The organism is Streptomyces sp. NPDC107528, assembly GCF_055639295.1.
In genome coordinates this window covers 375,089-398,913 of sequence record NZ_JBVKAV010000004.1, presented here as the reverse complement: position 1 = coordinate 398,913, position 23,825 = coordinate 375,089, and the positions used below count along the sequence as shown (strand labels likewise).

The 23,825-nt window shown below is 71.4% G+C and carries 22 protein-coding genes; 14 read left to right on the top strand and 8 right to left on the bottom strand.

What is annotated here, in order from left to right; all coding sequences use genetic code 11:
• Positions 1-8: 8 nt before the first annotated feature.
• Genes ACZ7L5_RS15485 through ACZ7L5_RS15475 form a run of 3 tightly spaced genes read right to left on the bottom strand, consistent with a single transcriptional unit; the run spans position 9 to position 3,329 of the window.
• Complete coding sequence (locus ACZ7L5_RS15485; RefSeq protein ID WP_471517047.1) at positions 9-785, bottom strand: hypothetical protein; 777 nt, start codon at positions 783-785, stop codon at positions 9-11.
• Between the two features lie 50 nt (positions 786-835).
• Positions 836-1,975 carry a YcaO-like family protein gene (locus ACZ7L5_RS15480; protein ID WP_471517046.1) on the bottom strand — a complete coding sequence of 380 codons (1,140 nt, stop codon included), beginning with the start codon at positions 1,973-1,975 and terminating at the stop codon, positions 836-838.
• Positions 1,968-3,329, bottom strand: a complete 1,362-nt coding sequence (locus ACZ7L5_RS15475) for a TfuA-like protein (protein ID WP_471517045.1) — start codon at positions 3,327-3,329, stop codon at positions 1,968-1,970. The genes ACZ7L5_RS15480 and ACZ7L5_RS15475 overlap by 8 nt, the downstream gene beginning before the upstream one ends.
• Positions 3,330-3,988: 659 nt before the next feature.
• On the opposite strand from ACZ7L5_RS15475, the gene ACZ7L5_RS15470 reads away from it, so the two are divergent.
• Positions 3,989-5,305 carry a hypothetical protein gene (locus ACZ7L5_RS15470; protein WP_471517044.1) on the top strand — a complete coding sequence of 439 codons (1,317 nt, stop codon included), beginning with the start codon at positions 3,989-3,991 and terminating at the stop codon, positions 5,303-5,305.
• A gap of 87 nt (positions 5,306-5,392) precedes the next feature.
• On the opposite strand, the gene ACZ7L5_RS15465 is transcribed toward ACZ7L5_RS15470, so the two are convergent.
• Both ACZ7L5_RS15465 and ACZ7L5_RS15460 read right to left on the bottom strand, forming a co-directional pair.
• Positions 5,393-5,755 carry a DUF1304 domain-containing protein gene (locus ACZ7L5_RS15465; RefSeq protein WP_362386039.1) on the bottom strand — a complete coding sequence of 121 codons (363 nt, stop codon included), beginning with the start codon at positions 5,753-5,755 and terminating at the stop codon, positions 5,393-5,395.
• Positions 5,756-6,148: 393 nt separating this feature from the next.
• Complete coding sequence (locus ACZ7L5_RS15460) at positions 6,149-6,799, bottom strand: FMN-dependent NADH-azoreductase (RefSeq protein WP_471517043.1); 651 nt, start codon at positions 6,797-6,799, stop codon at positions 6,149-6,151.
• Between the two features lie 133 nt (positions 6,800-6,932).
• On the opposite strand from ACZ7L5_RS15460, the gene ACZ7L5_RS15455 reads away from it, so the two are divergent.
• The 5 genes from ACZ7L5_RS15455 to ACZ7L5_RS15435 all read left to right on the top strand — a co-directional run bounded on the left by ACZ7L5_RS15455 (position 6,933) and on the right by ACZ7L5_RS15435 (position 11,298).
• The gene (locus ACZ7L5_RS15455) at positions 6,933-7,295 is read left to right on the top strand and encodes a winged helix-turn-helix transcriptional regulator (RefSeq protein WP_362386041.1); all 363 of its coding nucleotides are present in this window, start codon (positions 6,933-6,935) and stop codon (positions 7,293-7,295) included.
• A 206-nt stretch (positions 7,296-7,501) separates the two neighbouring features.
• Positions 7,502-8,959: a DUF2252 domain-containing protein gene (locus tag ACZ7L5_RS15450; RefSeq protein WP_471517042.1), complete on the top strand. Its 1,458-nt coding sequence runs from the start codon at positions 7,502-7,504 to the stop codon at positions 8,957-8,959.
• A 31-nt stretch (positions 8,960-8,990) separates the two neighbouring features.
• Positions 8,991-9,452, top strand: a complete 462-nt coding sequence (locus ACZ7L5_RS15445) for a hypothetical protein (protein WP_471517041.1) — start codon at positions 8,991-8,993, stop codon at positions 9,450-9,452.
• 506 nt (positions 9,453-9,958) lie between these two features.
• Positions 9,959-10,861, top strand: a complete 903-nt coding sequence (locus ACZ7L5_RS15440; protein ID WP_363041692.1) for a J domain-containing protein — start codon at positions 9,959-9,961, stop codon at positions 10,859-10,861.
• A gap of 107 nt (positions 10,862-10,968) precedes the next feature.
• Positions 10,969-11,298: a rhodanese-like domain-containing protein gene (locus ACZ7L5_RS15435; protein ID WP_328430494.1), complete on the top strand. Its 330-nt coding sequence runs from the start codon at positions 10,969-10,971 to the stop codon at positions 11,296-11,298.
• 46 nt (positions 11,299-11,344) lie between these two features.
• On the opposite strand, the gene ACZ7L5_RS15430 is transcribed toward ACZ7L5_RS15435, so the two are convergent.
• Positions 11,345-12,484, bottom strand: a complete 1,140-nt coding sequence (locus tag ACZ7L5_RS15430) for an acyl-CoA dehydrogenase family protein (RefSeq protein WP_471517040.1) — start codon at positions 12,482-12,484, stop codon at positions 11,345-11,347.
• A 248-nt stretch (positions 12,485-12,732) separates the two neighbouring features.
• Here ACZ7L5_RS15430 and ACZ7L5_RS15425 point away from each other — a divergent pair, with 248 nt between their 5' ends.
• Genes ACZ7L5_RS15425 through ACZ7L5_RS15415 form a run of 3 tightly spaced genes read left to right on the top strand, consistent with a single transcriptional unit; the run spans position 12,733 to position 15,478 of the window.
• A complete protein-coding gene (locus tag ACZ7L5_RS15425; protein ID WP_471517039.1) occupies positions 12,733-13,512 on the top strand; it encodes a DUF5819 family protein in 780 nt (259 codons plus the stop codon).
• Entirely contained in the window at positions 13,509-14,735 is a 1,227-nt protein-coding gene (locus ACZ7L5_RS15420; protein ID WP_471517038.1) for an HTTM domain-containing protein, read from the top strand. Before ACZ7L5_RS15425 ends, ACZ7L5_RS15420 begins: the two co-directional genes overlap by 4 nt.
• The gene (locus ACZ7L5_RS15415; RefSeq protein WP_471517037.1) at positions 14,732-15,478 is read left to right on the top strand and encodes a TrmH family RNA methyltransferase; all 747 of its coding nucleotides are present in this window, start codon (positions 14,732-14,734) and stop codon (positions 15,476-15,478) included. The genes ACZ7L5_RS15420 and ACZ7L5_RS15415 overlap by 4 nt, the downstream gene beginning before the upstream one ends.
• Here ACZ7L5_RS15415 and paaN read toward each other — a convergent pair.
• Positions 15,475-17,166 carry a phenylacetic acid degradation protein PaaN gene (gene paaN, locus ACZ7L5_RS15410; protein WP_471517036.1) on the bottom strand — a complete coding sequence of 564 codons (1,692 nt, stop codon included), beginning with the start codon at positions 17,164-17,166 and terminating at the stop codon, positions 15,475-15,477. The two genes, ACZ7L5_RS15415 and paaN, sit on opposite strands and share 4 nt — an antisense overlap.
• Positions 17,167-17,326: 160 nt before the next feature.
• Here paaN and ACZ7L5_RS15405 point away from each other — a divergent pair, with 160 nt between their 5' ends.
• Positions 17,327-18,844 carry a 3-hydroxyacyl-CoA dehydrogenase gene (locus ACZ7L5_RS15405; protein ID WP_471517035.1) on the top strand — a complete coding sequence of 506 codons (1,518 nt, stop codon included), beginning with the start codon at positions 17,327-17,329 and terminating at the stop codon, positions 18,842-18,844.
• On the top strand, positions 18,841-19,431 hold the full coding sequence (locus ACZ7L5_RS15400; RefSeq protein WP_363034974.1) for a TetR/AcrR family transcriptional regulator: 591 nt from the start codon (positions 18,841-18,843) through the stop codon (positions 19,429-19,431). The genes ACZ7L5_RS15405 and ACZ7L5_RS15400 overlap by 4 nt, the downstream gene beginning before the upstream one ends.
• A 147-nt stretch (positions 19,432-19,578) precedes the next feature.
• Here the strand turns inward: ACZ7L5_RS15400 and ACZ7L5_RS15395 are convergent, their stop codons facing one another.
• Positions 19,579-20,064: an Lrp/AsnC family transcriptional regulator gene (locus tag ACZ7L5_RS15395; RefSeq protein WP_471517356.1), complete on the bottom strand. Its 486-nt coding sequence runs from the start codon at positions 20,062-20,064 to the stop codon at positions 19,579-19,581.
• Between the two features lie 190 nt (positions 20,065-20,254).
• Here ACZ7L5_RS15395 and pdhA point away from each other — a divergent pair, with 190 nt between their 5' ends.
• The 3 genes from pdhA to ACZ7L5_RS15380 are packed head-to-tail and all read left to right on the top strand — an operon-like array spanning position 20,255 to position 23,786.
• Positions 20,255-21,391, top strand: a complete 1,137-nt coding sequence (gene pdhA, locus ACZ7L5_RS15390; RefSeq protein ID WP_362386062.1) for a pyruvate dehydrogenase (acetyl-transferring) E1 component subunit alpha — start codon at positions 20,255-20,257, stop codon at positions 21,389-21,391.
• A complete protein-coding gene (locus ACZ7L5_RS15385) occupies positions 21,388-22,392 on the top strand; it encodes an alpha-ketoacid dehydrogenase subunit beta (protein WP_328880485.1) in 1,005 nt (334 codons plus the stop codon). The genes pdhA and ACZ7L5_RS15385 overlap by 4 nt, the downstream gene beginning before the upstream one ends.
• Positions 22,392-23,786 carry a dihydrolipoamide acetyltransferase family protein gene (locus ACZ7L5_RS15380; RefSeq protein ID WP_471517034.1) on the top strand — a complete coding sequence of 465 codons (1,395 nt, stop codon included), beginning with the start codon at positions 22,392-22,394 and terminating at the stop codon, positions 23,784-23,786. Before ACZ7L5_RS15385 ends, ACZ7L5_RS15380 begins: the two co-directional genes overlap by 1 nt.
• The last annotated feature ends 39 nt before the right edge of the window (positions 23,787-23,825 follow it).

Here is a 23,825-nt window from a genome sequence, read left to right as displayed (position 1 = left end):
GGCTGTGTTCATTCGGCGGTGCTCACCGCCGTGGCGGAGCGCTGTGCCAGGTGCTTCTCCCAGCCCTGGACGGCCTGCTGGAGCTGGGCGTCGTAGTCCGCGTCCTGGATGAAGCCGTGGCCCCGCCCGTCGCGGAGCATCACGGCGCGGGCGCTCGGACGGCCGCGCAGGCCGGCCATGATGGGCCGCAGGTGGTGCAGCGCGAAGTAGGAGTCCTTCTCGGACACCAGGGCGTGGAGGTAGCGTCCGGAGCCGGGCTCAGCCCAGTCGGCGATGGTGTCGGTCGTCTTCCGCGGAGCGGCCATTTTGGGGAGGTGCGTGAAGGGGGCTGCCTCGCGCTCCCACTGGGGCAGGATCGTCGGGTCGTCGTGCGGGGAGATGACGAACGCGAGGTCGTCGCCACCCGCCCGCATGCAGTGCTTGAGCGCCGCGTACCCGCCCGACGACAGGCCGTGCCAGACGGTGCCCCGCAGCCCGTGGCGTTCCAGCAGGGTGGCTCGAAGGTCGTACATGCGGGGCGCGAACTCCTCCTCGCCCAGCAGGAACCAGCCGCAGCACGAGTCCTGGGTGTGCAGGTGGATGGGGTCGGAGAAGGACAGGCACACGGACCGCTCCGCCTGCTTCCACTGCTTGCGGGCGAAGACCGGCGGCACGTGTTTCTCGATGCGGCTGAACCCGTGGAAGAGGATGTGCAGGTAGGGGCTTTCGACGACGTCGGGGACGGTCACCTCGTATTCGAGGACGTAGCCCTCCGGGTGCCGGAACCGGTCCCGCTGAATTCTCACTGGAAACCTCGCTATGGCTGGCTGGTCCTGGGCGTCACAGGCAGGGATCGTCAGGCGGACAGGGTGCGCCCCTGCGCGAAGGACAGGCCGGGGCAGACGACCCGGACGACGCTGAACGGCTCGTCCGGGCCGGACAGCCGGACCACCAGCGGGGCATGGCCGGTGACGTCCGTGATGCGCCTGGTCACGTCGGCCAGCTCCTGCTCCATGTCGTGGTGAACGGCTTCGTGGCCGCGCAGCGCTTCGTCGAGAGACACCGCGTCCGGGCCGGTGGGGAAGCGGGCCTCGGGGCTCGCGTCCCGCCAGGTGTCCTGGTCCGAGGGGATGTCGTCACGGGTGGCGCTGATCTCGGTCAGCCTGCTCTGGACCGCCTCGGTCAGGGCCCGGGACGCGGCGATCACCGGGTCCAGATGGCTGCCCGAGCCCGCGCAGACGATGGGGAAGAGCGGCGACCACACGAACGCGGCGAACGTCGGTACGGCGAAGCGGTTGGGGATGCAGGAGAGGTGCACGTCCACTCCCGCGTCCGTGAGCAGGTCGAGCAGGGACCGCAGGTGCGTGTCCTCGATCGTGTCCGGGGCGATCGTCAGCCGCCGCGGATCGGCACCGGACGGGTGGGCGGCCAGGACATCGCGTTCGACCGCCTCGTACAGGGCGTGCAGACAGGCCTCGGTGAACGTGTTGCCGGAGGCGAGCCCGGTGCTGCTGGACTCGAAGAGGCGGGGGCGCCAGAAGTGCGGTCCGCTGTAGGAGAGCCGGACAACATCGAGGGGCACCGGTACGGTCCGGTCGTCGAGCAGCGAGCGGGCCTCGACCCACGGCAGCCGCAGCCGGCCGGTCCACTCGTCCGCCACCCGGAGGTTCAGGTCGGTGAGGGAGTACGGCAGACGCAGGCTCTCGGCTGTGGCCGTGACGGTGTCGAGGGGCGGCCGTTCCGCGTGCCACAACTCGATGGACTCCATGACCGCGGAGAGCTTGGCGAGCAGCGGAGAGGCACCCTTGCCCTGGGACACCGCCAGCGTCTCCGACTCGGGCCGTACGGCGAGGAAGACGGGGATTCCGATGTTGTCCAGGCGTGTGACGTCGGCGACCCGGGTGATGCCGTAGCGGCGCAGGCGGGGCGAGATCCGCTCCCACGTGGTCTCGGGCGCGACCGCGCGGTGGGTCCCGGGCAGTCTGAGCTTACGCATGGACGTCACCTCCGACGGGCTGCTGTGCCGCGAGGGAGCTCAGGTAGCCGATGGCGAAGGGACGCAGGGCCGCCGCCGCGCCGTGCAGGGTCGGAAGGCCTCGCCGGGTGCATTCCGTGGCGAGGGTGGCGTCCGTGTGGACGCTCCAGATCCGACGGAGCAGCCGTGCGCAGGTGGCTTCGGATATCTGGGTGAGGCTGCGCTCCGGGTGACGGTCCAGGTGCTGCCGGGTGCCATCCAGCCAGTCGGTGACCCGGGCCCGGTCCTCCGCCGACTCCTGGCACAGCAGCAGGGTCGCGTCGCGGGAGTCCGCCAGGTCGGGCAGGGGACACAGCAGGGCCGTGATGCGGGTGCGCAGGGTGGGGTCGTCGTGCCATCGGGCGGCCGATGGCCCGAGTTCGCGCAGGATGTGGTCCCGGAATGTGCCGGGGCAGTCGCGGTCCGCGGCGCCCGCGCGGTGCTGCAGGAAGTCCCACCAGACGTCGGGGAAGTCCTCGGTGAAGATCTGCTGGTAGGCGACCCGGTGCCGGAGCGCGGGATCGGCGGGCGCGAACACGTTGCGCCAGCGCCGGTGGTACTCGGTGCGCCAGTCCCGGTCGGTCGTCACGGGCGGGGTCGGTTCCGCCGCGCGGCTGCGCCGTGTCACGGGCGTCTCGGCCGTTCGGCTGCTTCCCGTCGGGGTCGGTGGGCCGCTGTGCGGGTGGAAGCCGAGACGCTCGGCCAGCGTCAGTGCCTCCAGCGCGTCCGCCCGCTTCTGGTCGAAGACGGCCGGATCGGCGGCGAGTTGGGCGGCGTACCAGTCCGCGAAGGCACTCTCGCCCCGCTCCCGGGCCAGCGCGAGGATCCGCTCCCGGGTGCGCAGCGGGTAGTACTCGCGCTCCATCCGCTCCGTCAGGCTCCGGCCGGCCCGCTGGGTGAGGATGCCCGCCTCCTGGGCGGCCAGGACCGCGCAGTACAGGTTCACCAACGGCACGTTGAGTCCGGCGAGGGAGCCTGTTTCGCCGTGCGCCACGCTGACGGCGTCGTCACCGTCGAACACGCCCTCGCGGTACCAGCCGTAGACCCTGCCGACGCCGATCATGCCGAACCGGTCGAGTTCGGCGGCACGCAGCGCACCGATGCTGGCCGCGCCGACCACCGTCACCCCGCGCTCCAAAGCGTCCAGGATCTCCTTGTGCCGCAGGGCCAGGCGGTGGTGGTAGATGCCATCCACGATGACGACGACGTCCCCGGCGCGGAACGCCTGTGGGAAGAGGTCGCCGTGGCGGGCCGGGCCGTGCGCCACGACCTCCGGGTGGCGTTCTCTCACCAGAGGTTCGGGGCACGACGGCCCGACGAACACGTGAACCGCCATGCCCCTCCCCCTTCTTCAACGGCGTGCCGGCGGTCGAACCGACTCGAGCGGATCAGTCAGCGCGAACCACCGGATGCGCGCTGTGTCAGTTGCGCACTTCGCTGTCGGTGATGATCAGCGGGGTCTCGCCGAACAGGACCTCGAAGTCCTCGCCCGTGAGCTCCTCGACCTCGCTGGTGGTCTCGGTAATGACCTCAGCCATGTCTTTCTCCCGTTCATTAAAGGAGGGAACTTTCGGCGCCCTGTGGCGCCAATTGGAAGCTACATCGGCTCTGGCCGAGCGTCCAGGTTATTTATTTCGCAAGTGTTGCGCGGCGGTGGTGACCGCGCGCGGTCGAAATAGGTTTCATGTCCGGCGCATACTTTGCCAACTCTTCTTCGTTAACGCTCCCGGCTTTACGTTTATTTGGTTTCACTTTGCGAACTCTATGTGTACTTTGACGACCAACTAACGTAGTCGCGCGGGCAAACGCGCAGCTCAGACGAGTTCAATGAAGTGAATGTGATCATCTTGGATGTTGGCTGAAGCTAAACGCTTGCTGTCTCAAATGCGGTTGTTGACTGCGTGAGCAATGCCATGCAGGATCAAGTTCGGTGGGTGATCCTCTGAATTACTCGCGCAATAAACGGGGGTGCGGGTGGCTTTTCGGCTCACGCCCATGGCTCTGATTGTCGCGGCGCTTCTTTTTCACCAGGTCAATCGGCTGTGGGAATATGGTTTCGCAGGTACGGGTCAGCACTACGCGCCGGTATTCGGCGTACGGCTCCCCCGCCGGACGGCGGCGGCCGGGCAGCTGGCGGCCCTCCCGGCGGCGCTCCTGGTCGCGCTGACGATTCCTTCGCTCGTCGGCCGTACAGCCGTGGTCCTGCTGGTCGTCTTCTGGATGCTCGCCACCCAGGTCCGGCTCTCGGACCACTGTTGGCTCGGGGCCGTGGCGGTGACCGTCATGGCGTTCACCCCGAGCCCCCTCCATGCTCTGGTCGCCGAGGATCTCCTGGCGGGCGTGTACCTGACGGCGGCCCTGCTGAAGGTCAACGACGAGTACCTGTTCTCCGAGCGCAGCGCCGGCCGTGTCGTCACGGGCCACTACCTGCGCCTGCTCGGACTGCCGGACTTCCCCCGGCTGGTGAGGGCCGTACCGGCCTCGGTGATCGCCGTCGAGCTGCTGGCCGGCGTGCTCGCCTGCGTCCCCGGTGGGGAACGGTGGGCCCTCGGCCTCGCGATCCTGATGCACCTGGTCTTCGGCGTATCGGGCAACTACCCCTTCTCCGTGGTGGCGTTGGCCCTGTGGGTGACGGTCTTCTCACCCGACGGTGCGATCGAACCGGGTGGCCCGGGTTGGATCCTGTGGGCCGGGGCGCTCCTCGTGGGACTGCTGTCCATGGCCACGGGGCGAACCGCCAAGGGCCCCCGGTCGGCCGGCTGGCTGATCAAGGACTTTTACCAGGGGGCGGTCTACGGCGCCCTGTGTGCGACAGCGCTCCTGGCCGCGGCGCCCGGCCCCGACCGGTCCGCGCCCTGGGCATCCCTCGCGCACGGCCTCGTCGCGCTGGCCTTCGCCGTGAATCTGCTCATGGTCATCGCGGGCATCAAGCTCGAGTGGAGCTTCGCCATGTTCACCAGCCTGCGGCCCTTCGGCCGGTCCTGGCTGGAACGGCACCGGCTGCGGGAGTGGCCGCGCTACTACGCGCTCACCCTGCCGGCGCGGATCCCCAAGTCACTGCTGCGGGACATCGATCCGACGTTCGTCTATCTGGCGACACGGGACGAGAACGTCGTGCATGAGGGTGTCGCCCACCATCTGGAGGCCGTCGGGCGGATGCACAACGTCACCTTCGCGCCGCGGGCCATGACCGTCGCCGCCGGGGGGCGTGAGCTGGTTCCCGCGGCATCGGAGCAGGGCCCGCCTCGCCGTCGCTATCTCGACTATCCGGCCGTGGTACCGCGGAGCCTGGATCGTCGGTACCTCGCTTGAGGGTCTGGGAGTTTGCGGGTCTGGGAGTTTGAGGGCGTGACGGCTTGGGGGCTTGGGGGTAGCTCCACGGGCCGCTGCCAAGGGGGTTCAGCCGGCCGCGATGACCGTGGCGAGGGTAACGGCGGCCGGCAGCGCCTGGGCGAACAGGATGCGCCGGTTGGCGGTGGCCGCGCCGTAGACACCGGCGACGACGATGCAGGACAGGAAGAAGATCTGCGCCCGGTAGCCGGTCGGGTCGTCGGCGATCAGGCCCCAGACCAGCCCCGCGGCGAGGAACCCGTTGTAGAGGCCCTGATTGGCCGCCAGCGGTGCGGTGGTGCGGGCCAACTCGGCGTCGAAGCCGGAGAAGCGGCGGCCCGGGCCGCGCTGCCACAGGAACATCTCCAGGACCAGGATGTAGACGTGCAGCAGCGCCATGAGGGCGACGAGGACGACAGAGGTCAGATGCATGCGGTGATTGTGCCGGTGGGGTCTTCGGGGCCGGTGACCGCGGTCGCCGCCAGGCCCTTCGGCCGGGCCGAGCCCCGGTCGGAGGCCGGGTCGGAGGCCGGGCCGGCCGGTCGGTCTTTCGGCTGGGAGGCTCGCTGAGAAGGCTGTGAACGGTGGGCGTTCGGCGGAGGTGGCTGGTGCCGTCTCGGTGCGAGGTTGAGTGGCCGTGCGAGGTCCCGAGGTTGAGTGGCCGTGCGAAATCCCACCGACCGCCCCGTGTAGCCGCGACGTCCTGTCTGGCTCTGATGTGCGCAACGCCACGCGCGCGTAGAGCCCCGGGCCCCGTTCGCCGGAGCGGGTCTCCCACGCGCGCGTGGCTGCGGAGCGGCAGCCCTGCGGCAGCCTGCGACGTCGCTACGCCGCGAGCCGCTGGGCCAGCTGCTTCGCCTTCGCGGCGGCCTCGTCGAGGGCACGCTCGCGTGAGGCCTCGAAGAGGGGGACCAGCTCGGCCATCGCCGGGTCGGCCGGGGCCATCGTGAGCTCCGGAACGATGAACTCGAGGTCGGCGCCGAGGAAGTCGGCCAGGACTGCCGAAAGGTAGTTCTGCACGTACTCGTATCCCTCGCGCGGAGTGCCCGGCCCGTACGCGCCGCCGCGGCTGGCCACGACGGTGACCGGGGTGCCCTTGACCGACTGGGCGTCGCCCGCGGTACGGCCGAACAGGACCACCTGGTCCAGCCAGGCCTTGAGCGTCGACGGGATTGTCAGGTTGTACATCGGGGCGCCGATCAGCACGGCGTCCGCACCCTCCAGTTCCTCGATCAGTGTCACGCGCTCGGCGAAGGCGGCGGCCTGTTCGGGGGTGTGCGTGGCCGGATCGGCGAAGCCGGCGGTGTGGGCGTGGGCGGAGATGTGCGGGACGGGGTTCAAGGCCAGGTCGCGGTGGATCACCGTGCCCTCGGGGTGCTGTTCCTGCCAGGTGCGGCGGAAGGCGTCGGTGACGGCGCGGGAGGAGGAGGCATCGGTCGGGAAGACCGAGGAGTCGATGTGCAGAAGCGTTGCCATGGAGGTCTCCAGAGAGGCAGGCAGCGGGCTGGATGCACCTTCCCGCAGTTACTGAGGATTCGTACTCGACTATGAATAACACAGTCACTTACTTTTTTTCATCCCCGTACGGCAGGGCAGTACCCTGAAGGGCATGGCGGGTGAGCAGAGTCACGACGTATCGGCGTGCAAACGGGTCGACGAGGGCATCACCCGCGTCTTCCAGCTGCTCGGAAAGCGCTGGACCGGCCCGATCGTGTCCGTCCTGACCGCGGGGCCCGCGTACTTCGTCGCCCTGCGCCGGGCGATTCCCGGCATCAGCGAGCGCATGCTCTCCGACCGGCTGACCGAACTCGCCGCAGCGGGACTGGTGGTGCGTGAGGTGTACGAGGGGCCGCCGTTGCGGGTGGTGTACCGGCTGACCGAGGCCGGCGCCGCGCTGGAGCCCGCGCTCACCGCGCTGGGTCTGTGGGCGCAGGAGCACTTGGCTGACGGAGTGGGGCCCGAGAGCTGCTGAGGTGCATCGCGGCGCATCGCGGCACCCTCGCTACGGCGCTACGGCGCTACGGCGCTACGGCGCTACGGCGCTACGGCGCTCCGGCGTCACGTCGGGCGGCGTTTTCCACAACCGTGGAGTTGTCCACAGGGTCTGACGCGTTTCGGCCACCGGCTGTAACGTCGGCACGAGTTGATGTTCGTGCGTGAGCGGGGGAGGCGGTCGGTATGACCGAGGTCGGTGCGGAGGCTGCGGCGCGGGTGGCTGCGGCGGCTTCGGAGACGTCGTCTGGGTCCGCGGCGCCTCGGCTGCCCCGTGTGCGCGGCTTCGCCGAGTGGCCCGGCGGCGGATCGCCCAAGGAGGACGGCAAGGCACTGCGCAAGCGGGTTCCGCGCGGTGACCACGCGGTTCTCGACCTCGACGCCGCCCGGCCCGACGCCGTGGCCGCAGTCGAGGAGTCCAACCTCGGCCGGCTCCCCGAACTCACGCCGATAAGGGTCGGCCGGATGGCGGCGACGCCCTTCGCGTTCCTGCGCGGCTCGGCGGGACTCATGGCGTACGACCTCGCCCGCACCCCCATGACCCGGATCCGCGCCCAGATCTGCGGTGACGCGCACGCGGCGAACTTCGGCCTGTACGGCGACGCGCGTGGCGGCCTGGTCATCGATCTGAACGACTTCGACGAGACGCTGTACGGCCCCTGGGAGTGGGACCTCAAGCGCCTCGCCACCTCACTCGTGCTCGCGGGCCGGGAGGCGGGCGCGGACGAGGACGCGTGCCGCAAGGCGGCGAACGACACGGTGGGTGCCTACCGGCGCACCATGCGCCTCCTGGCCAAGCTCCCGGTGCTGGACGCGTGGAACGCGATCGCGAACGAGGAACTGGTCTCCCACACCGACGCCCATGACCTGATCGGCACGCTGGAGCGGGTCGCGGAAAAGGCGCGGGGCAACACCAGCGGGCGCTTCGCCGCGAAGTCGACGGAGCCGACCGGGCAGGGAGGCCGCCGGTTCGTCGACGCCTCTCCGGTGCTGCGCCGGGTTCCGGACGCGGAGGCGGCGGCGGTCGCGTCGTCGCTGGAGAGCTACCTCAGCACGCTCTCCGAGGACCGCCACCCCCTGCTCTCCCGGCACGCGGTGCACGACGTGGCGTTCCGCGTGGTGGGCACGGGCAGCGTGGGCACACGCTCGTACGTCGTCCTGCTCCTGGACCACCGGGGCGAGTCGCTGGTCCTTCAGGTGAAGGAGGTCCGCCCCTCGGCCCTCGTCCCGCACCTGGTGACGGCCGGCTTCGAGGTGCCGGAGCCGGAGCACGAAGGGCGGCGCGTGGTGCTCGGCCAGAAGCGGATGCAGGTGGTCAGCGACATTTTGCTGGGCTGGACGACGGTCGAGGGACGGCCCTTCCAGGTACGCCAGTTCCGCAACCGCAAGGGCAGCGTCGACCCGGCCGCGCTGGCTGCCGACCAGATAGACGACTACGCCCGCATGACCGGCGCCCTGCTGGCCCGCGCCCACTCCCACAGCGCCGACCCCCGCCTGATCGCCGGCTACTGCGGCAAGAACGAGGAACTGGACGAGGCGATCGCAGCATTCGCCGTCACCTACGCCGACCGCACGGAGGCGGATCACACCGCGCTGGTGTCGGCGGTGCGGGCGGGGCGGATCGCGGCGGAGACGGGAGTGTGAGGGGCGGCGGTCGGTTCGCGGGGAGGGAGCGGTGAGGTACCTCACCCTCGGCACCGGTGGGCCCGGTGAGGCCGCCGGCGTGATCGACCCGACCGCCTATCTGGCCCGGCTGGCCGAGCTTGCGGAGGACTTGCCGTCCGGCGCACGTGCGTTTGCCACCGACCCCGGTCACTACGACTTCTCCGGCAGACGCTGTGTGAAGGACCTGACGCCGCACGAGGTCCGGCGCGTCGGCGACAGCGCCGAGCTCCGGCTCCGGCACAACTGTTGGAAGCATGACGAGGACCTGGTCGTCCGCTACGAGGGCGTCTCGCGCTTCCATGCGGACACTGCGGAGGTCTGCGTGCGCACCTTGGGAGAGGTGATCCTCGACGAGGTGCTTCCCCATACCGAGGGCTGCACGCATGAGATCGCCTGTCGGACCGGGACGCTGCTCGTGGTGTGCCGGGATCTCGTTGCGGAGTGGGTGGCCGCCGGCTGTTCCGAGGCATGAGGGCGGGGCGGGTAGGACCGGGGAGCGGCGCCGTCGGTGGGGACGAACGCCGGCTTAACCGGGCTCACCGGCCGGACGTGCCGGGCCGAGCCGGAGAGAGCCAGGGACGTCCGGGCCCACTGGGCGAAGGGCCGGGGCCGGCGCGAGGGTCCGTGGCCGCCGGAGCCCAGCGCAGGCGATGGGGCCGGGTCGATTGGGGCCGGGGTGCGGAGCCGCGGGGCAGGAGGACGCCCAGTCGCTTGGGGCGGGGGTCCGACGGCCGCTGGGCACGAAGACGCCAAGCGGACTGGGGCGGAGGTCCGAAGGCCTCAGGGCACGATGACGCCAAGCGGACTGGGGCGGGGGTCCGACGGCCGCTGGGCACGAAGACGCCAAGCGGACTGGGGCGGAGGGCCGAAGGCCTCAGGGCACGAGGACCCCGGGTCGACTCGGGCGAAGCGCCCGAGCTGCCCGGCGTGGAGTCGCAGGGCACGAAGGGCCGGGCACACGTGGCCTACGCTGGTCGGGTGACGACGCCGGAAGCTGAACAGTCCCAGGCCGAGCCCGCTGGTGCGGGGACGTCGGGCGGTGCCGAGGTGCCCGCCGGCGGAGTTGAGCAGGGTGGTGAGGCACAGGTGCCGGCCGAGGACGGGGCGGAGCGGCCCGAGGCGCGGTTGGAGCGGGCCGTGCGGGCCGCCGAGCAGGCGTTGATCGAGTACGAGATCGCGGTGGAGACCTTCCGCGTCGAGGTGGAGAACTTCTCCCGGCTGCACCACCAGAAGCTCGGCCCGATGTACGCCCGCCTCGACGAGCTGGACGCCCGGATCGCCGAGGCCACCGCCGCCCGCACCGGCGACCCCGAGGACATCCGCAAGGCCGACGAGGCACGCGCCAGGGTGCTGCCGATGCCCGGCGTGGAGGAACTGTTCCACGGCTGGATGGACGGCGAGGGGCTGTTCCCGGAGGCCGCGGCGATGCTGACGGACCAGCCGGTGCGGCCCCCGCAGCGGGTGCGCCCGAGCGACGAGGCCCGCAAGCTCTACCGTGAGCTGGCCCGTAAGGCCCACCCGGACCTCGCCCAGGAGGCGGCCGAGCGTTCGAGGCGTGAGGAGTTCATCACCCGCGTCAACGCGGCTTACGCCCGTGGCGACGAGGTGCTGCTGCGAGAGCTGGCCGAGGAGTGGGCCGCGGGACCGGTGCCGAAGGAGCAGGGCCCGACCCCGGCCGAGGAGCTCTACGCCCGCCTTGAGTGGCTCGCCCAGCGCAAGGAGATGCTGGCCCTGGTCGCGAGCGAACTGGAGGAGAGCGCGATCGGTGCGATGCTCCGCCTGGCCCCGGACGACCCCGACCGTCTTCTCGAAGAGATCGCCGACCAGCTCCTGGCCCAGGTCGAGGCGCGGGAAGCGGAACTGACAGCGCTGCTCGACTAGGGGCCGGAAATCGCCCACAAGGGGCCTGTGAGGGGCCTCCTCCTGGGAGCCCCGTCGGGCACCCGCGCCCGTCCGGTAGCGTCGGACTCATGCATTTCGGATCTGGCGTGCCGACAGTTGAGGTCACCGACCTCAAGGACGACGACTTCCTGCTGGACGTCCGTGAGGACGACGAGTGGCAGGCGGGTCACGCCGAGAAGGCCCTGCACATCCCCATCAGCGACTTCGTCGCCCGCTACGGCGAGCTGACCGAGGCCGCCCCGCAGGACGGCCGCGTCCATGTGATCTGCCGCTCCGGCGGTCGCTCGGCGCAGGTCGCGATGTACCTCGTCCAGCAGGGCATCGACGCCGTGAACGTCGACGGCGGCATGCAGGTGTGGGCGGCGGTGGGACGTCCCGTGGTGAACGACGAGGGGCAGCCGGGCTTCGTCCTGTAGGGACCGCAGGGACTGTATGTCCCCCAGGGCTCCCGGTCCCGAAGGGTCAGCCGAGCGGATGCGCCGCCAGCAGATCCCCAAGCGCCTCCTCGTGTGCCGCCGCCGGGCCGAGCGCCAGCTCAAGGTGCTTGGCCCAGGCGTGGTACCGGTGCAGCGGATAGTCGACGTCGGCGCCGAAGCCGCCGTGCAGATGCTGGGCCGTCTGCACGACCCGGCGTACGCCCTCCGAGGCCCAGATCTTGGCCACGGCCACGTCTCCGGATGCGGGCAGCGCTCCCGGCGCCCCCGAGGCGATCCGCCACGCGGCCTGCCACAGCGTGGCCTCCATCGCGCGCAGGTCGATGTAGCGGTCGGCGGACTGTACGGCGACCGCCTGGAACGTGGCGATCGGATGCCCGAACTGCTCCCGCTTGCCCGCGTACTCCGAGGTCATCCTCAGCACACGCTCACCCAGCCCGAGCGCCAGCGCACAGGTCCCCGTGGCCAGCAGTTCCCGCAGCCACTCCCACGCCCCGTCGGCGTCGATGACATCCCGTGCCGCCAGCTCCACCGAGTCCAGCCGCAGCTCCCCCAGCCGCTCCCCGCTGGTCGAGAACTGCTCGGCGAGCGTGACCCCCTGCGCCTCGCGCGGGACCAGCGCGAGGACGGTCCGGTCGGCGGTCGTACGGGCCGGTACGACGACGAGATCGGCGTCGTACGCCCAGGGCACCGCCGTCTGCACCCCGTCCAGCACCCACCCGGAGCCGGCACCGTCCTGCCGGGCGGTCACCGCGAGCTCGGCCGGGTCGTGGCCGGTGCGGCCGTGCGCGGCGACCGTGAGCACGGCCTCCCCGCGCCCCGCCCGCGCGAGCAGCCCGGCCTTCAGCTCGGGGCCGCCGTACGCCTGGACGGCCGCCGTCGCCGCGCTGCTCTCCAGCAGCGGCACCCGTGCCAGTACCTTCGCCGACTCGCGCAGCACCAGGCAGAGCGCGACGGCGTCGAGGCCGGCCCCGCCGTACTCCTCGGCGAGCAGCAGGCTCAGCAGGTCGGCGTCCGCGAGCCGGCCCCACAGCGGGCGGTCGAAGTCGTCGGCGACGGCGCCCGGCGTGAGCGCGGGCGAGGGCACGGAGTCCGGCGCGACCCCGGCGAACACCCCGCGCGCCGCCTCGGCCGCCGCCTGCTGCTCCTCGGTGAAGGTGAAGTCCACGGTCCCTGCCCTTCCACACGTCCACACCACGGCGATCTGACGGAGCGTCAAGATAGAACAGGTTCTAGAAGAAGGGAATGCTCTGTGGAGGACCCACGCAGGGCCCCTTACGGCCGTGTAGGACCCCCGTAAGGTGTGGTCGACGGCGGCCCGGCTGGGGCTTTGCCCGGCGGGTGGGCCTGAGTACCGTTCCGGTGCGAGTGCCGAGGGCTGAGGGAAGACGGACCGGAATCGGGAAACGGGGCTACATGGACGCGTACGACGCAGGCTCGGCCGCCCGGCACGGGCCGGACGAGGAGCCGCGGGGCGCCGCTGCCCCGTCCGCCGTCGAGCCGTCTCCCGCCCTGCCGGCCGCCGAGCCCCGCACCGGCGTGGCCGCCCTCTCCCTGCGCTACCAGATCGGTGCCGCGCTCGCCCTCGCGGTCGTGGCGATCGCCGTCTGTGTCCACATAGGCATGGTCTTTCTGCACGTCGCCCCGCCGAACACGGTCACCAAACAGCACGGCAAGGCGATAGACGACTGGATATACCCGGAGTTCGAACAGAACTGGAAGCTGTTCGCCCCCAACCCGCTGCAGCAGAACATCGCGGTGCAGGTCCGCGCCCAGGTCGGCACGGCCGACGGCGGGCGCCGCACGACCGGCTGGTACGACCTGTCCGCCCAGGACGGCCGGGCCATCGACGGCAATCTGCTGCCCAGCCACACCCAGCAGAACGAGCTGCGCCGGGCCTGGGACTTCTTCGTGGCCACGCATGACGCCGGGAACCGCCCCGTGGGCCTGCGCGGCGCTCTGTCCGAGACGTATCTGCGGCGCATCGTCGAGCTGCGCCTCGCCCGCGCGGACGCGGCCGGTGAGAGCGGCGTCCTCGAACGCGTCCAGGTCCGCTCCCGCACCACCAACGTGCATCCGCCCAGGTGGAGCGACGAGCAGGTCTCCGACAAGCCGGCCTACCGGGTGCTGCCCTGGTGGCGGGTCACCGATGACACGACCGACAGCGCGGGCGCGCAAGAGGGGAGCGCCCGGTGAACCGCTTCTCCCTCGCGGTCTCCGCCGGCATCGCCCGGGTCACCGAGTCCGCCCTCGGCCCGTACCAGACGGCCGTGATCCGCATCGGCTTCACGGCGACCTGGCTGCTGTTCCTGCTGCGTGAGTTCCCGCACCGCCAGGAGCTGTACGGCCCCGACGGCCCCTGGGACTTCGACCTGGCCCAGCAGCTGATCGGGACGAACGGCTCGTTCACGGCCCTGATCTGGTCGAGGAGCGAGTTCTGGTTCGAGAGCGTCTACGTCCTCGCGGTCCTGGCCGGCGTGCTGCTGCTGCTCGGCTGGCGCACCCGCACGATGTCCGTGCTCTTCATGGTCGGCGTGCTCTCGCTGCAGAACCGCTCCATCTTCATGGGCGACGGCGGCGACAACGTCCTGCACCTGATGTGCGTCTACCTCGTGTTCACGCGCTGCGGCCAGGTCTGGTCGCTGGACGAGCGCCGGGCCAGACGTGCGGGCGAGGCACGCGCGCGTGGCGAGCGGGTCGGGCCGGACCGGATCGGTCCGCTCCTGTGGAGCGTGCTCGGGGTCGCGCTGGTCGCCGTGACCGCGGTGGGCCGTCTCGACGGCGACCTGACCGTGCCGCTGATCCTGTGGGGTGTCTGGCTCGCACTGGCCGTCCGATGGATCGTGCACCGCCTCGCGCGGACCGACGAGCCCCGCATCCTGCTCGGCGTCATCGGCAACATCGTCCACAACGGCGCCCTGCTGGTGATCATGGCCGAGGCGTGCCTGATCTACGCGACCGCCGGCTGGTACAAGATCCAGGGCTCCCGCTGGCAGGACGGCACCGCCGTCCACTACCCGCTGCACCTCGACTACTTCTCGCCCTGGCCCGCCCTCGCCGACCTGCTGTCCTCCAGCGGCACGATGGTGATGCTCATCACCTACGGCACGGTCATCGTGCAGGTCGCCTTCCCGTTCACGCTGTTCAACCGGCGGGTCAAGAACGTCCTGCTGGCCGCGATGATCACCGAGCACGCCGTGATCGCGATCGTTCTCGGGCTGCCGTTCTTCTCCCTGGCGATGATCGCGGCCGACGCGGTCTTCCTGCCGACATCGTTCCTGCGCCGCCTGGGCGGCTGGGCGGCACGCACGCGTGGCGGGCTGTCGAGGCTGGTCCGGCGCGGTGACGACCCCACGGAACTGCCGGGGCCGCGCGCCCCGGAGAACCCGGAGCACGCGCACGTAGGCTTCACGGCATGACCGTGACCTCCTGGAACCGGCTCGCCGGCACCTCCGTGCTGCTCGACGGCTTCCACGCCCTCAAGCACGCCGTGCGCTTCGGCGCCGAGGTCCCGGTCGCGGTCGCCGTCGACCGGGCTGCGGCGCTGGCCCTCGCCGACGAGCTGGCGCCCGACGTTCGGGACGCCCTGGACGCGCTCCTGACACAGGTCCCGGAGTCGACGTACACCTCGCTGGTGCCGCGTCCGCACCCCACCGGGGTCGCCGCCCTGGCGGTACGGCCGCCTCGCGCCGCCAACCTGGAGAAGCTGGCGCACACCCCGCGCGCCGCCCCCGTCGTGGTCCTCGACAACCCGCGCAACCTGGGCAACGCGGGCGCCGTGATCCGTCTGGCCGCCGGCTTCGGCGCGACCGGCGTCGTCACCACCGGCACTCTCGACCCCTGGCATCCGACGGTCGTACGCGGCGGGGCGGGGCTGCACTTCGCGACCGCGGTGGAGCGGCTGGGCGTCGAAGACCTGCCGCCCGGACCGCTGTTCGCCCTGGACCCCGAGGGCGACGACATCCGGGGCAGCAAGCTCCCGGACGACGCCGTCCTCGCCTTCGGCTCCGAACGCACCGGCCTGTCGGCCGAACTACGCGCGCGTGCCGACCATTTGGTGGCCTTGCCGATGCGCCCCCAGGTCTCCAGCTACAACCTTGCGACGAGCGTGGCGATGACGCTGTATCACTGGAGTCTCACCGGGGGCGCCTTCAGGGCTTAGGCCTCCCGGCGCACCTCGACGACCCGGAACCGGTTCGCCACGAACGCTCCGTCGCACAGTGCCGAGTTGGCCGCCGGGTTGCCGCCCGACCCGTGGAAGTCCGAGAACGCGGCCGTCTGGTTCACGTACACCCCGCCCGTGAGGTTCAGCGACAGCTGGGCCGCCTCCTCCAGGCACGCCTCCTGCACGGCCTGCTCGACCTCGTCGTCGGTGGTGTACGCGCCGACCGTCATCGCCCCCTTCTCGCGCACGGTCCGCCGCAGCAGCTCCACCGCGTCCGCGGCCGAGTCGACCGCGACGGCGAAGGAGACAGGGCCGAAGCACTCGCTCATGTAGGCGGCCTCGTCGTCCGGCTTGGCGCCGTCCAGCTTCACGATCACCGGCGTACGGACCACCGCGTCCGGGAACTCCGGGTTCGCGATCTCGCGGGAGGCGAGCGCGACTTCGCCGAGTCCGGCGGCAGCCTCCAGGCGCGCCTTGACGTCGGGGTTGACGATCGCGCCGAGCAGCGCGTTCGCGCGGGCGTCGTCGCCGAGGAGGCCGTCGACCGAGCGGGCGAGGTCGGCGACGACCTCGTCGAAGGTCCGCGGGCCCTCCTCGGTGCGGATGCCGTCACGGGGGATCAGCAGGTTCTGCGGGGTGGTGCACATCTGGCCGCTGTAGAGGGACAGCGAGAACGCCAGGTTGGACAGCATGCCCTTGTAGTTGTCCGTCGAGTCGACGATCACCGTGTTGACGCCGGCCTTCTCCGTGTAGACCTGCGCCTGGCGGGCGTTGGCCTCCAGCCAGTCTCCGAACACGGTCGAGCCCGTGTAGTCGATGATCCGGATCTCCGGGCGCGTGGCCAGCGTCTTGGCGATGCCCTCACCGGGGCGCTCGGCGGCCAGGGCGACCAGGTTCGCGTCGAAGCCCGCCTCGGCGAGCACCTGCCGGGCGACCTGCACGGTGAGCGCGAGCGGCAGGACCGCGCGCGGGTGGGGCTTCACCAGGACCGCGTTGCCGGTGGCGAGGGAGGCGAACAGGCCCGGGTAGCCGTTCCAGGTCGGGAAGGTGTTGCAGCCGATGACCATCGCGATCCCGCGCGGGACCGGCGTGAACTGCTTGTTCAGGGCGAGCGGGTCGCGCTTGCCCTGCGGCTTGGTCCACTCCGCCGTGTCGGGGGTGCGGACCTGCTCGACGTACGCGTACGCCACCGCCTCCATGCCGCGGTCCTGTGCGTGCGGGCCGCCGGCCTGGAACGACATCATGAAGGCCTGGCCGGAGGTGTGCATGACCGCGTGCGCGAACTCGTGCGTGCGGTCGCTGATCCGCTTGAGGATCTCCAGACAGACCACCGCGCGCATCTCCGCGCCCGCGTCCCGCCACGCCCGCATGCCCGACTTCATGGCGGGCAGCAGCTGGTCGATGTCCGCGTGCGGGTACTCGACGCCCACGTCGATGCCGTACGGAGAGGCCTCGCCGCCCACCCAGCCGTCGGTGCCGGGCTGGCCGAGGTCGAGGCGGCCGCCGAGGAGGGCGTCGAAGGCGGCCTTGCCCGCCGCCGCGTCCAGGCTGCCGTTCTCGCCGTAGGCCTTGGGGTGCTCGGGGTGCGGGGACCAGTACGCACGTGTGCGGATCGCTTCCAGCGCCTGGTCGAGGGTGGGCCGGTGCTTGGCGATCAGCTCGTGGGCGGTCAGTTCGGCGGCCATGCGGGACCAACTCCTCGTTTCAAGAGCTCTCCGTCGAGCTCATGACCTGGGCAGAAACATGGGCAGGAAAGGCCAGTCAGAGTTAGAGTAACCGAACGATCGGTCGGTTCAAGGGGGTCCGCCGCATCTGTGGAAAACCCCGTGCGGGAGGATCGCGCTCATGACAGCACTCGACCTCAGCAGCCCCGTGGCCGTCGTCGGCACCGGCACCATGGGCCAGGGCATCGCCCAGGTCGCGTTGGTGGCGGGCCACCCCGTACGGCTGTACGACGCTGCTCCGGGACGCGCCCAGGACGCCGCCGACGCGATCGGCGCGCGCCTCGACAGGCTCGTGGAGAAGGACCGCCTCACCGGCGCCGACCGGGACGCGGCCCGCGCGCGGCTGCTGCCCGCGGAGTCCCTCACCGAGCTCGCGGACTGCACCCTGGTGATCGAGGCCGTCCTGGAGCGCCTCGACGTCAAACAGGAGCTCTTCCGCGAGCTGGAGGGCGTCGTCGGCGAGGACTGCCTGCTCGCCACCAACACCTCCTCCCTGTCGGTGACCGCCATCGGCGGCGCTCTGGACAACCCCGGCCGCTTCGTCGGCCTGCACTTCTTCAACCCCGCGCCGCTGCTGCCGCTGGTCGAGGTCGTCTCCGGGTTCGCCACCGACGTCACGTCGGCCACGCGCGCGTACGAGACGGCTCGCGCGTGGGGCAAGACGCCGGTCGCCTGCGCGGACACCCCCGGCTTCATCGTCAACCGCATCGCGCGGCCCTTCTACGCCGAGGCCTTCGCTGTGTACGAGGCCCAGGGCGCGGATCCGGCCACCATCGACGCCGTCCTGCGCGAGTGCGGCGGCTTCAGGATGGGCGCGTTCGAGCTGACCGACCTCATCGGGCAGGACGTCAACGAATCCGTCACGCACTCCGTGTGGCAGTCCTTCTTCCAGGACGTGCGCTTCACGCCCTCCCTCGCCCAGCGGCGCCTGGTCGAGTCCGGCCGGCTCGGCCGCAAGAGCGGACACGGCTGGTACGACTACGCCGACGATGCCGAGGCCGCCGAGCCGCACACCGCGGAGAAGGCCCGGCAGCCCGCCTACGTCGTCGTCGAGGGCGACCTGGGCCCCGCCTCCGAACTGCTCACGCTGATCCGCGAGGCGGGCATTCCGGTCCGCGAGGAGGACGAGGACCACGGCAGCCGCCTGGTGCTGCCCGGCGGCGGCCAGCTCGCGCTCGCCGACGGCCAGACGTCGGTGGAGTTCCGGGACGTCGTCTACTTCGACCTCGCCGTCGACTACCGCCGGGCCACCCGGATCGCGCTGTCCGCCTCCCAGGACACCTCGCAGCAGACCCTCGCCGAGGCCACCGGCCTCTTCCAGGCGCTCGGCAAGGACGTCAGCGTCATCGGCGACGTCCCCGGCATGATCGTCGCCCGCACGGTCGCCCGGGTGGTCGACCTCGCGCACGACGCGGTCGCCAAGGGAGTGGCCACCGAGGAGGACATCGACACGGCGATGCGCCTTGGCGTGAACTACCCGCTCGGCCCCTTCGAGTGGAGCCGCAGGCTCGGCCGCAACTGGGCGTACGCCCTGCTCGACGACCTGCACCTGCGCGACCCCTCCGGGCGCTACGCACCGTCCCTCGCGCTGTACCGCCACGCGTACGCCTCCGACAAGCGGGAGGGCAGCACCTCATGACCACCGCCAAGCGCGACACGTACACCCCGGAGACGCTGCTCTCCGTCGCCGTGCGGGTCTTCAACGAGCGCGGCTACGACGGCACGTCCATGGAGCACCTCTCCCGCGCGGCCGGCATCTCCAAGTCGTCGATCTACCACCACGTCACGGGCAAGGAGGAGCTGCTGCGCCGCGCCGTCAGCCGGGCGCTGGACGGCCTTTTCGGGATCCTCGACGAGGAGCAGGCGCGCGGGGGGCACGCCGCCGACCGGCTTGAGTACGTCGTCCGGCGCATGGTCGAGGTGCTCATAGCGGAGCTGCCGTACGTGACGCTGCTGCTGCGGGTGCGCGGCAACACCGACGCCGAGCGGTGGGCCCTCGAACGGCGCCGCGACTTCGACCACCAGGTCGCCGCCCTGCTGAAGGCGGCCGCCGCCGACGGGGAGGTGCGCGCCGACGTGGAGGTCCGGCTGGCGACCCGACTCGTCTTCGGCATGATCAACTCGATCGTCGAGTGGTACCGCCCCGACGGCCGTGGCATGAATGAGCGCGAGGTCGCCGACACCGTCGCGCGACTGGTCTTCGGGGGACTGCGCCGGGCGAGCTGACCGCCGAGGTCGCCGACCTCGCAGCACGGCCGGCCTGAGTACGCGCGCGTGAGCGGGTGAGTACGCCGCCCGATGGGCCGGGACTCCTTCCGGTGCTGTTCGCGATGCTGATGGCCATGGCCTCGGGCTGACCGTCCGACTCGGCCCTCAGCCCTGCGGCTCCAGGTCCTCCTCCTCGAACACCAGCAGCGTGCGCGTGCTGAGCACCTCGGGGATCGCCTGGAGGCGGGTGAGGACCAGTTCGCGCAGGGCCCTGTTGTCGGAGGTGTGGACCAGCAGCAGGACATCGAAATCGCCCCCGACGAGGGCGATGTGAGAGGCGCCCGGCAGCTGTCTGAGCTGCTCGCGGACCGTGCGCCAGGTGTTCTGGACGATCTTGAGGGTGATGTAGGCAGAGGTTCCGTGACCGGCGCGCTCGTGATTGACGCGGGCGCCGAAACCGCGGATGACGCCGTCCTCGACGAGGCGGTTGATGCGCGCGTAGGCGTTGGCGCGGGAGACATGGACCCGCTCGGCGACCGACCGTATCGACGCGCGGCCGTCCGCCTGGAGCATCTGCAGGATGTCCTCGTCGATGGCGTCGAGCGGGCGCGCGGGTGGCAGGAGAGCGCCGTCGTCCGGGCTTTCGGCCATTTGTTCAGGCGCCATGTCCCCCCACCTTCCCTCCGTGGACGTACTGCGTTCATTGGAGGCTGTGGAGAACCGTTTGTCCACAGCCTGAGGGCGCCTGTAGCCAAAATGTGCCGACGACCGAACAATCGGTAGGTGAGGCGCGTCACTGGAGCTGCGCCTCCCGTAGCCGCTCCCACGAGGAGGTGCCGTCATGACGGTCATGGAGCAGCGAGGCGCGTACCGGCCATCGCCGCCGCCCGCCTGGCAGCCCCGCATGGACCCCGCGCCGCTGCTGCCCGACGCCGAGCCGTACCGCGTCCTCGGCACCGAGGCCGCCGCGAAGGCCGACCCGGACCTGCTGCGCCGGCTGTACGCCGCGCTGGTCCGCGGCCGCCGGTACAACGTGCAGGCGACCGCGCTGACCAAGCAGGGCCGACTCGCCGTCTACCCGTCCAGCACCGGCCAGGAGGCCTGCGAGGTCGCCGCCGCGCTGGCGCTTCAGGAGCGCGACTGGCTCTTCCCGAGCTACCGCGACACCCTCGCCGCGGTCGCACGCGGCGTGGACCCCGTCGACGCGCTGACCCTCCTGCGCGGTGACTGGCACACCGGCTACGACCCGTACGAACACCGTGTGGCCCCCCTGTGCACGCCGCTCGCCACCCAGCTCCCGCACGCCGTCGGCCTCGCGCACGCCGCCCGCCTCAAGGGCGACGACGTGGTCGCGCTCGCCATGGTCGGCGACGGCGGCACCAGCGAGGGCGACTTCCACGAGGCGCTGAACTTCGCCGCCGTATGGCAGGCGCCGGTCGTCTTCCTCGTCCAGAACAACGGCTTCGCGATCTCCGTCCCGCTCGCCAAGCAGACCGCGGCCCCGTCGCTGGCCCACAAGGCCGTCGGCTACGGCATGCCCGGCCGCCTGGTCGACGGCAACGACGCGGCCGCCGTGCACGAGGTGCTGAGCGACGCCGTACGGCATGCGCGCGCGGGCGGCGGTCCCACGCTGATCGAGGCGATCACCTACCGCATCGACGCCCACACCAACGCCGACGACGCGACCCGCTACCGCGGCGACTCCGAGGTCGAGACCTGGCGCGGGCACGACCCGATCACGCTCCTGGAGCACGAGCTGACCGAGCGCGGCCTGCTCGACGAGGCCGGCAAGCAGGCCGCCCGGGACGCCGCCGAGACCATGGCCGCCGACCTGCGCGAACGCATGAACCAGGACCCGGCGCTCGACCCGATGGACCTCTTCGGCCACGTGTACGCCGAGCCCACCCAGCAACTGCGGGAACAGCAGGCCCAGTTGAGGGCCGAGCTCGAAGCCGAGTCGGAAGGGTCGCACCGATGACCACCGTCGCCGCCAAGCCGGCCACCATGGCGCAGGCCCTCACGCGCGGGCTGCGCGACGCCATGGCGGACGACCCCACCGTGCACGTCATGGGTGAGGACGTCGGCACCCTCGGCGGTGTCTTCCGGGTCACCGACGGGCTCGCCAAGGAGTTCGGCGAGGACCGCTGCACCGACACACCGCTGGCCGAGGCGGGCATCCTGGGCACCGCGGTGGGCATGGCCATGTACGGCCTGCGCCCGGTCGTGGAGATGCAGTTCGACGCGTTCGCCTATCCGGCGTTCGAGCAGCTCATCTCGCATGTGGCGCGCACGCGCAACCGCACCCGCGGCAGGATGCCGCTCCCCATCACCATCCGCGTCCCCTACGGCGGCGGCATCGGCGGCGTCGAGCACCACAGCGACTCGTCCGAGGCGTACTACATGGCGACTCCGGGGCTCCATGTCGTCACGCCCGCGACCGTCGCCGACGCCTACGGGCTGCTGCGCGCCGCCATCGCCTCCGACGACCCGGTCGTCTTCCTGGAGCCGAAGCGGCTGTACTGGTCGAAGGACACCTGGAACCCGGACGAGCCGCAGAGCGTTGAACCGATTGGCCGCGCGGTGGTGCGGCGCTCGGGCCGGAGCGCCACGCTCATCACGTACGGACCGTCCGTGCCCGTCTGCCTCGAAGCCGCCGAGGCGGCCCGGGAGGAGGGGTGGGACCTGGAGGTCGTCGATCTGCGCTCGCTGGTGCCGTTCGACGACGAGACGGTCAGCGCCTCGGTACGACGGACCGGGCGAGCGGTCGTCGTGCACGAGTCGGGCGGGTTCGGCGGCCCGGGAGGGGAGATCGCGGCCCGCGTCACGGAGCGCTGCTTCCACCACCTGGAGGCGCCGGTGCTGCGCGTGGCCGGGTTCGACATCCCCTACCCGCCGCCGATGCTGGAGCGTCACCACCTGCCCGGCGTGGACCGGATCCTGGACGCCGTGGGGCGTCTGCAGTGGGAGGCCGAGAGCTGATGGCACAGGTGTTGGAGTTCAAGCTCCCCGACCTCGGGGAGGGGCTCACCGAGGCGGAGATCGTCCGCTGGCTGGTGGAGGTCGGTGACGTCGTCGCCGTCGACCAGCCGGTCGTCGAGGTCGAGACGGCCAAGGCGATGGTCGACGTCCCCTGCCCCTACGCCGGGGTGGTCACGGCCCGCTTCGGCGAGGAGGGCTCCGAGCTTCCCGTGGGGGCGCCGCTGCTGACGGTGGCTGTCGGCGCGCCCGCCTCCGACGGCCGGGCCGAGGACTCGGGTGCGGCCTCGGACAAGGGCTCCGGCAATGTCCTGGTCGGCTACGGCACCTCCGAGGCGCCGGCGCGACGCAGAAGGGTGCGCCCGGGGGAGTCGGCACCTGCCGTACCCGTGGAACCCGTGTCCGCCAACGGCGCCGCTGCCGCGCGGGAGGTGAGCGAGGGGCCCGTGCCCGTCATCTCGCCCCTGGTCCGCCGCCTCGCCCGGGAGAACGGCCTGGACCTCAGGGAGTTGCACGGCTCAGGGCCGGAGGGGCTGATCCTGCGCGCCGACGTCGAGTACGCCCTGCGGGCCGCCCAGGCACACGGGCGCACGGCACCGCCGGCGGCCGAGCCGCACATGCGCGTGACCCCCACCCCGGCACCGGCCACGGCTTCCTCCGCCGCCGTCCCGACCGCGCAGCCCCCCGTCCGCTCCTCCGCCCCTCCCGCCGGTATCCGCACCCCCCTCAAGGGCGTCCGCGGTGCGGTGGCCGACAAGCTCTCCCGCAGCCGGCGGGAGATCCCGGACGCGACCTGCTGGGTGGACGCGGACGCGACGGAGCTCATGCGGGCGCGGGCCGCGATGAACGCGGCGGGGGGACCGAAGATCTCCCTGATCGCCCTGCTGGCCCGCATCACCACCGCTGCCCTGGCCCGGTTCCCCGAGCTCAACTCCACGGTCGACATGGAGGCCAGGGAGGTAGTCCAGTTCGACCACGTGCACCTCGGGTTCGCCGCGCAGACCGAGCGCGGGCTCGTCGTCCCGGTCGTACGGGACGCGCACGCGCGGGACGCGGAGTCACTGACGGCGGAGTTCGCCAGGCTGACCGAGGCGGGCCGCACGGGCACCCTCACACCGGCGGAACTCACCGGCGGCACCTTCACGTTGAACAACTACGGCGTGTTCGGCGTCGACGGCTCCACCCCGATCATCAACCACCCCGAGGCCGCGATGCTCGGCGTCGGCCGCATCATCCCCAAGCCCTGGGTGCACGAGGGTGAACTGGCGGTGCGGCAGCTCGTCGAGCTCTCGCTCACCTTCGACCACCGGGTCTGTGACGGCGGTACCGCGGGCGGCTTCCTGCGATATGTGGCGGACTGCGTGGAACACCCGGCGGTGCTGCTGCGCACGCTGTGACGAAGCCCCCCGAGTTTCGGCTGCTTCCCCTGCGTTCCC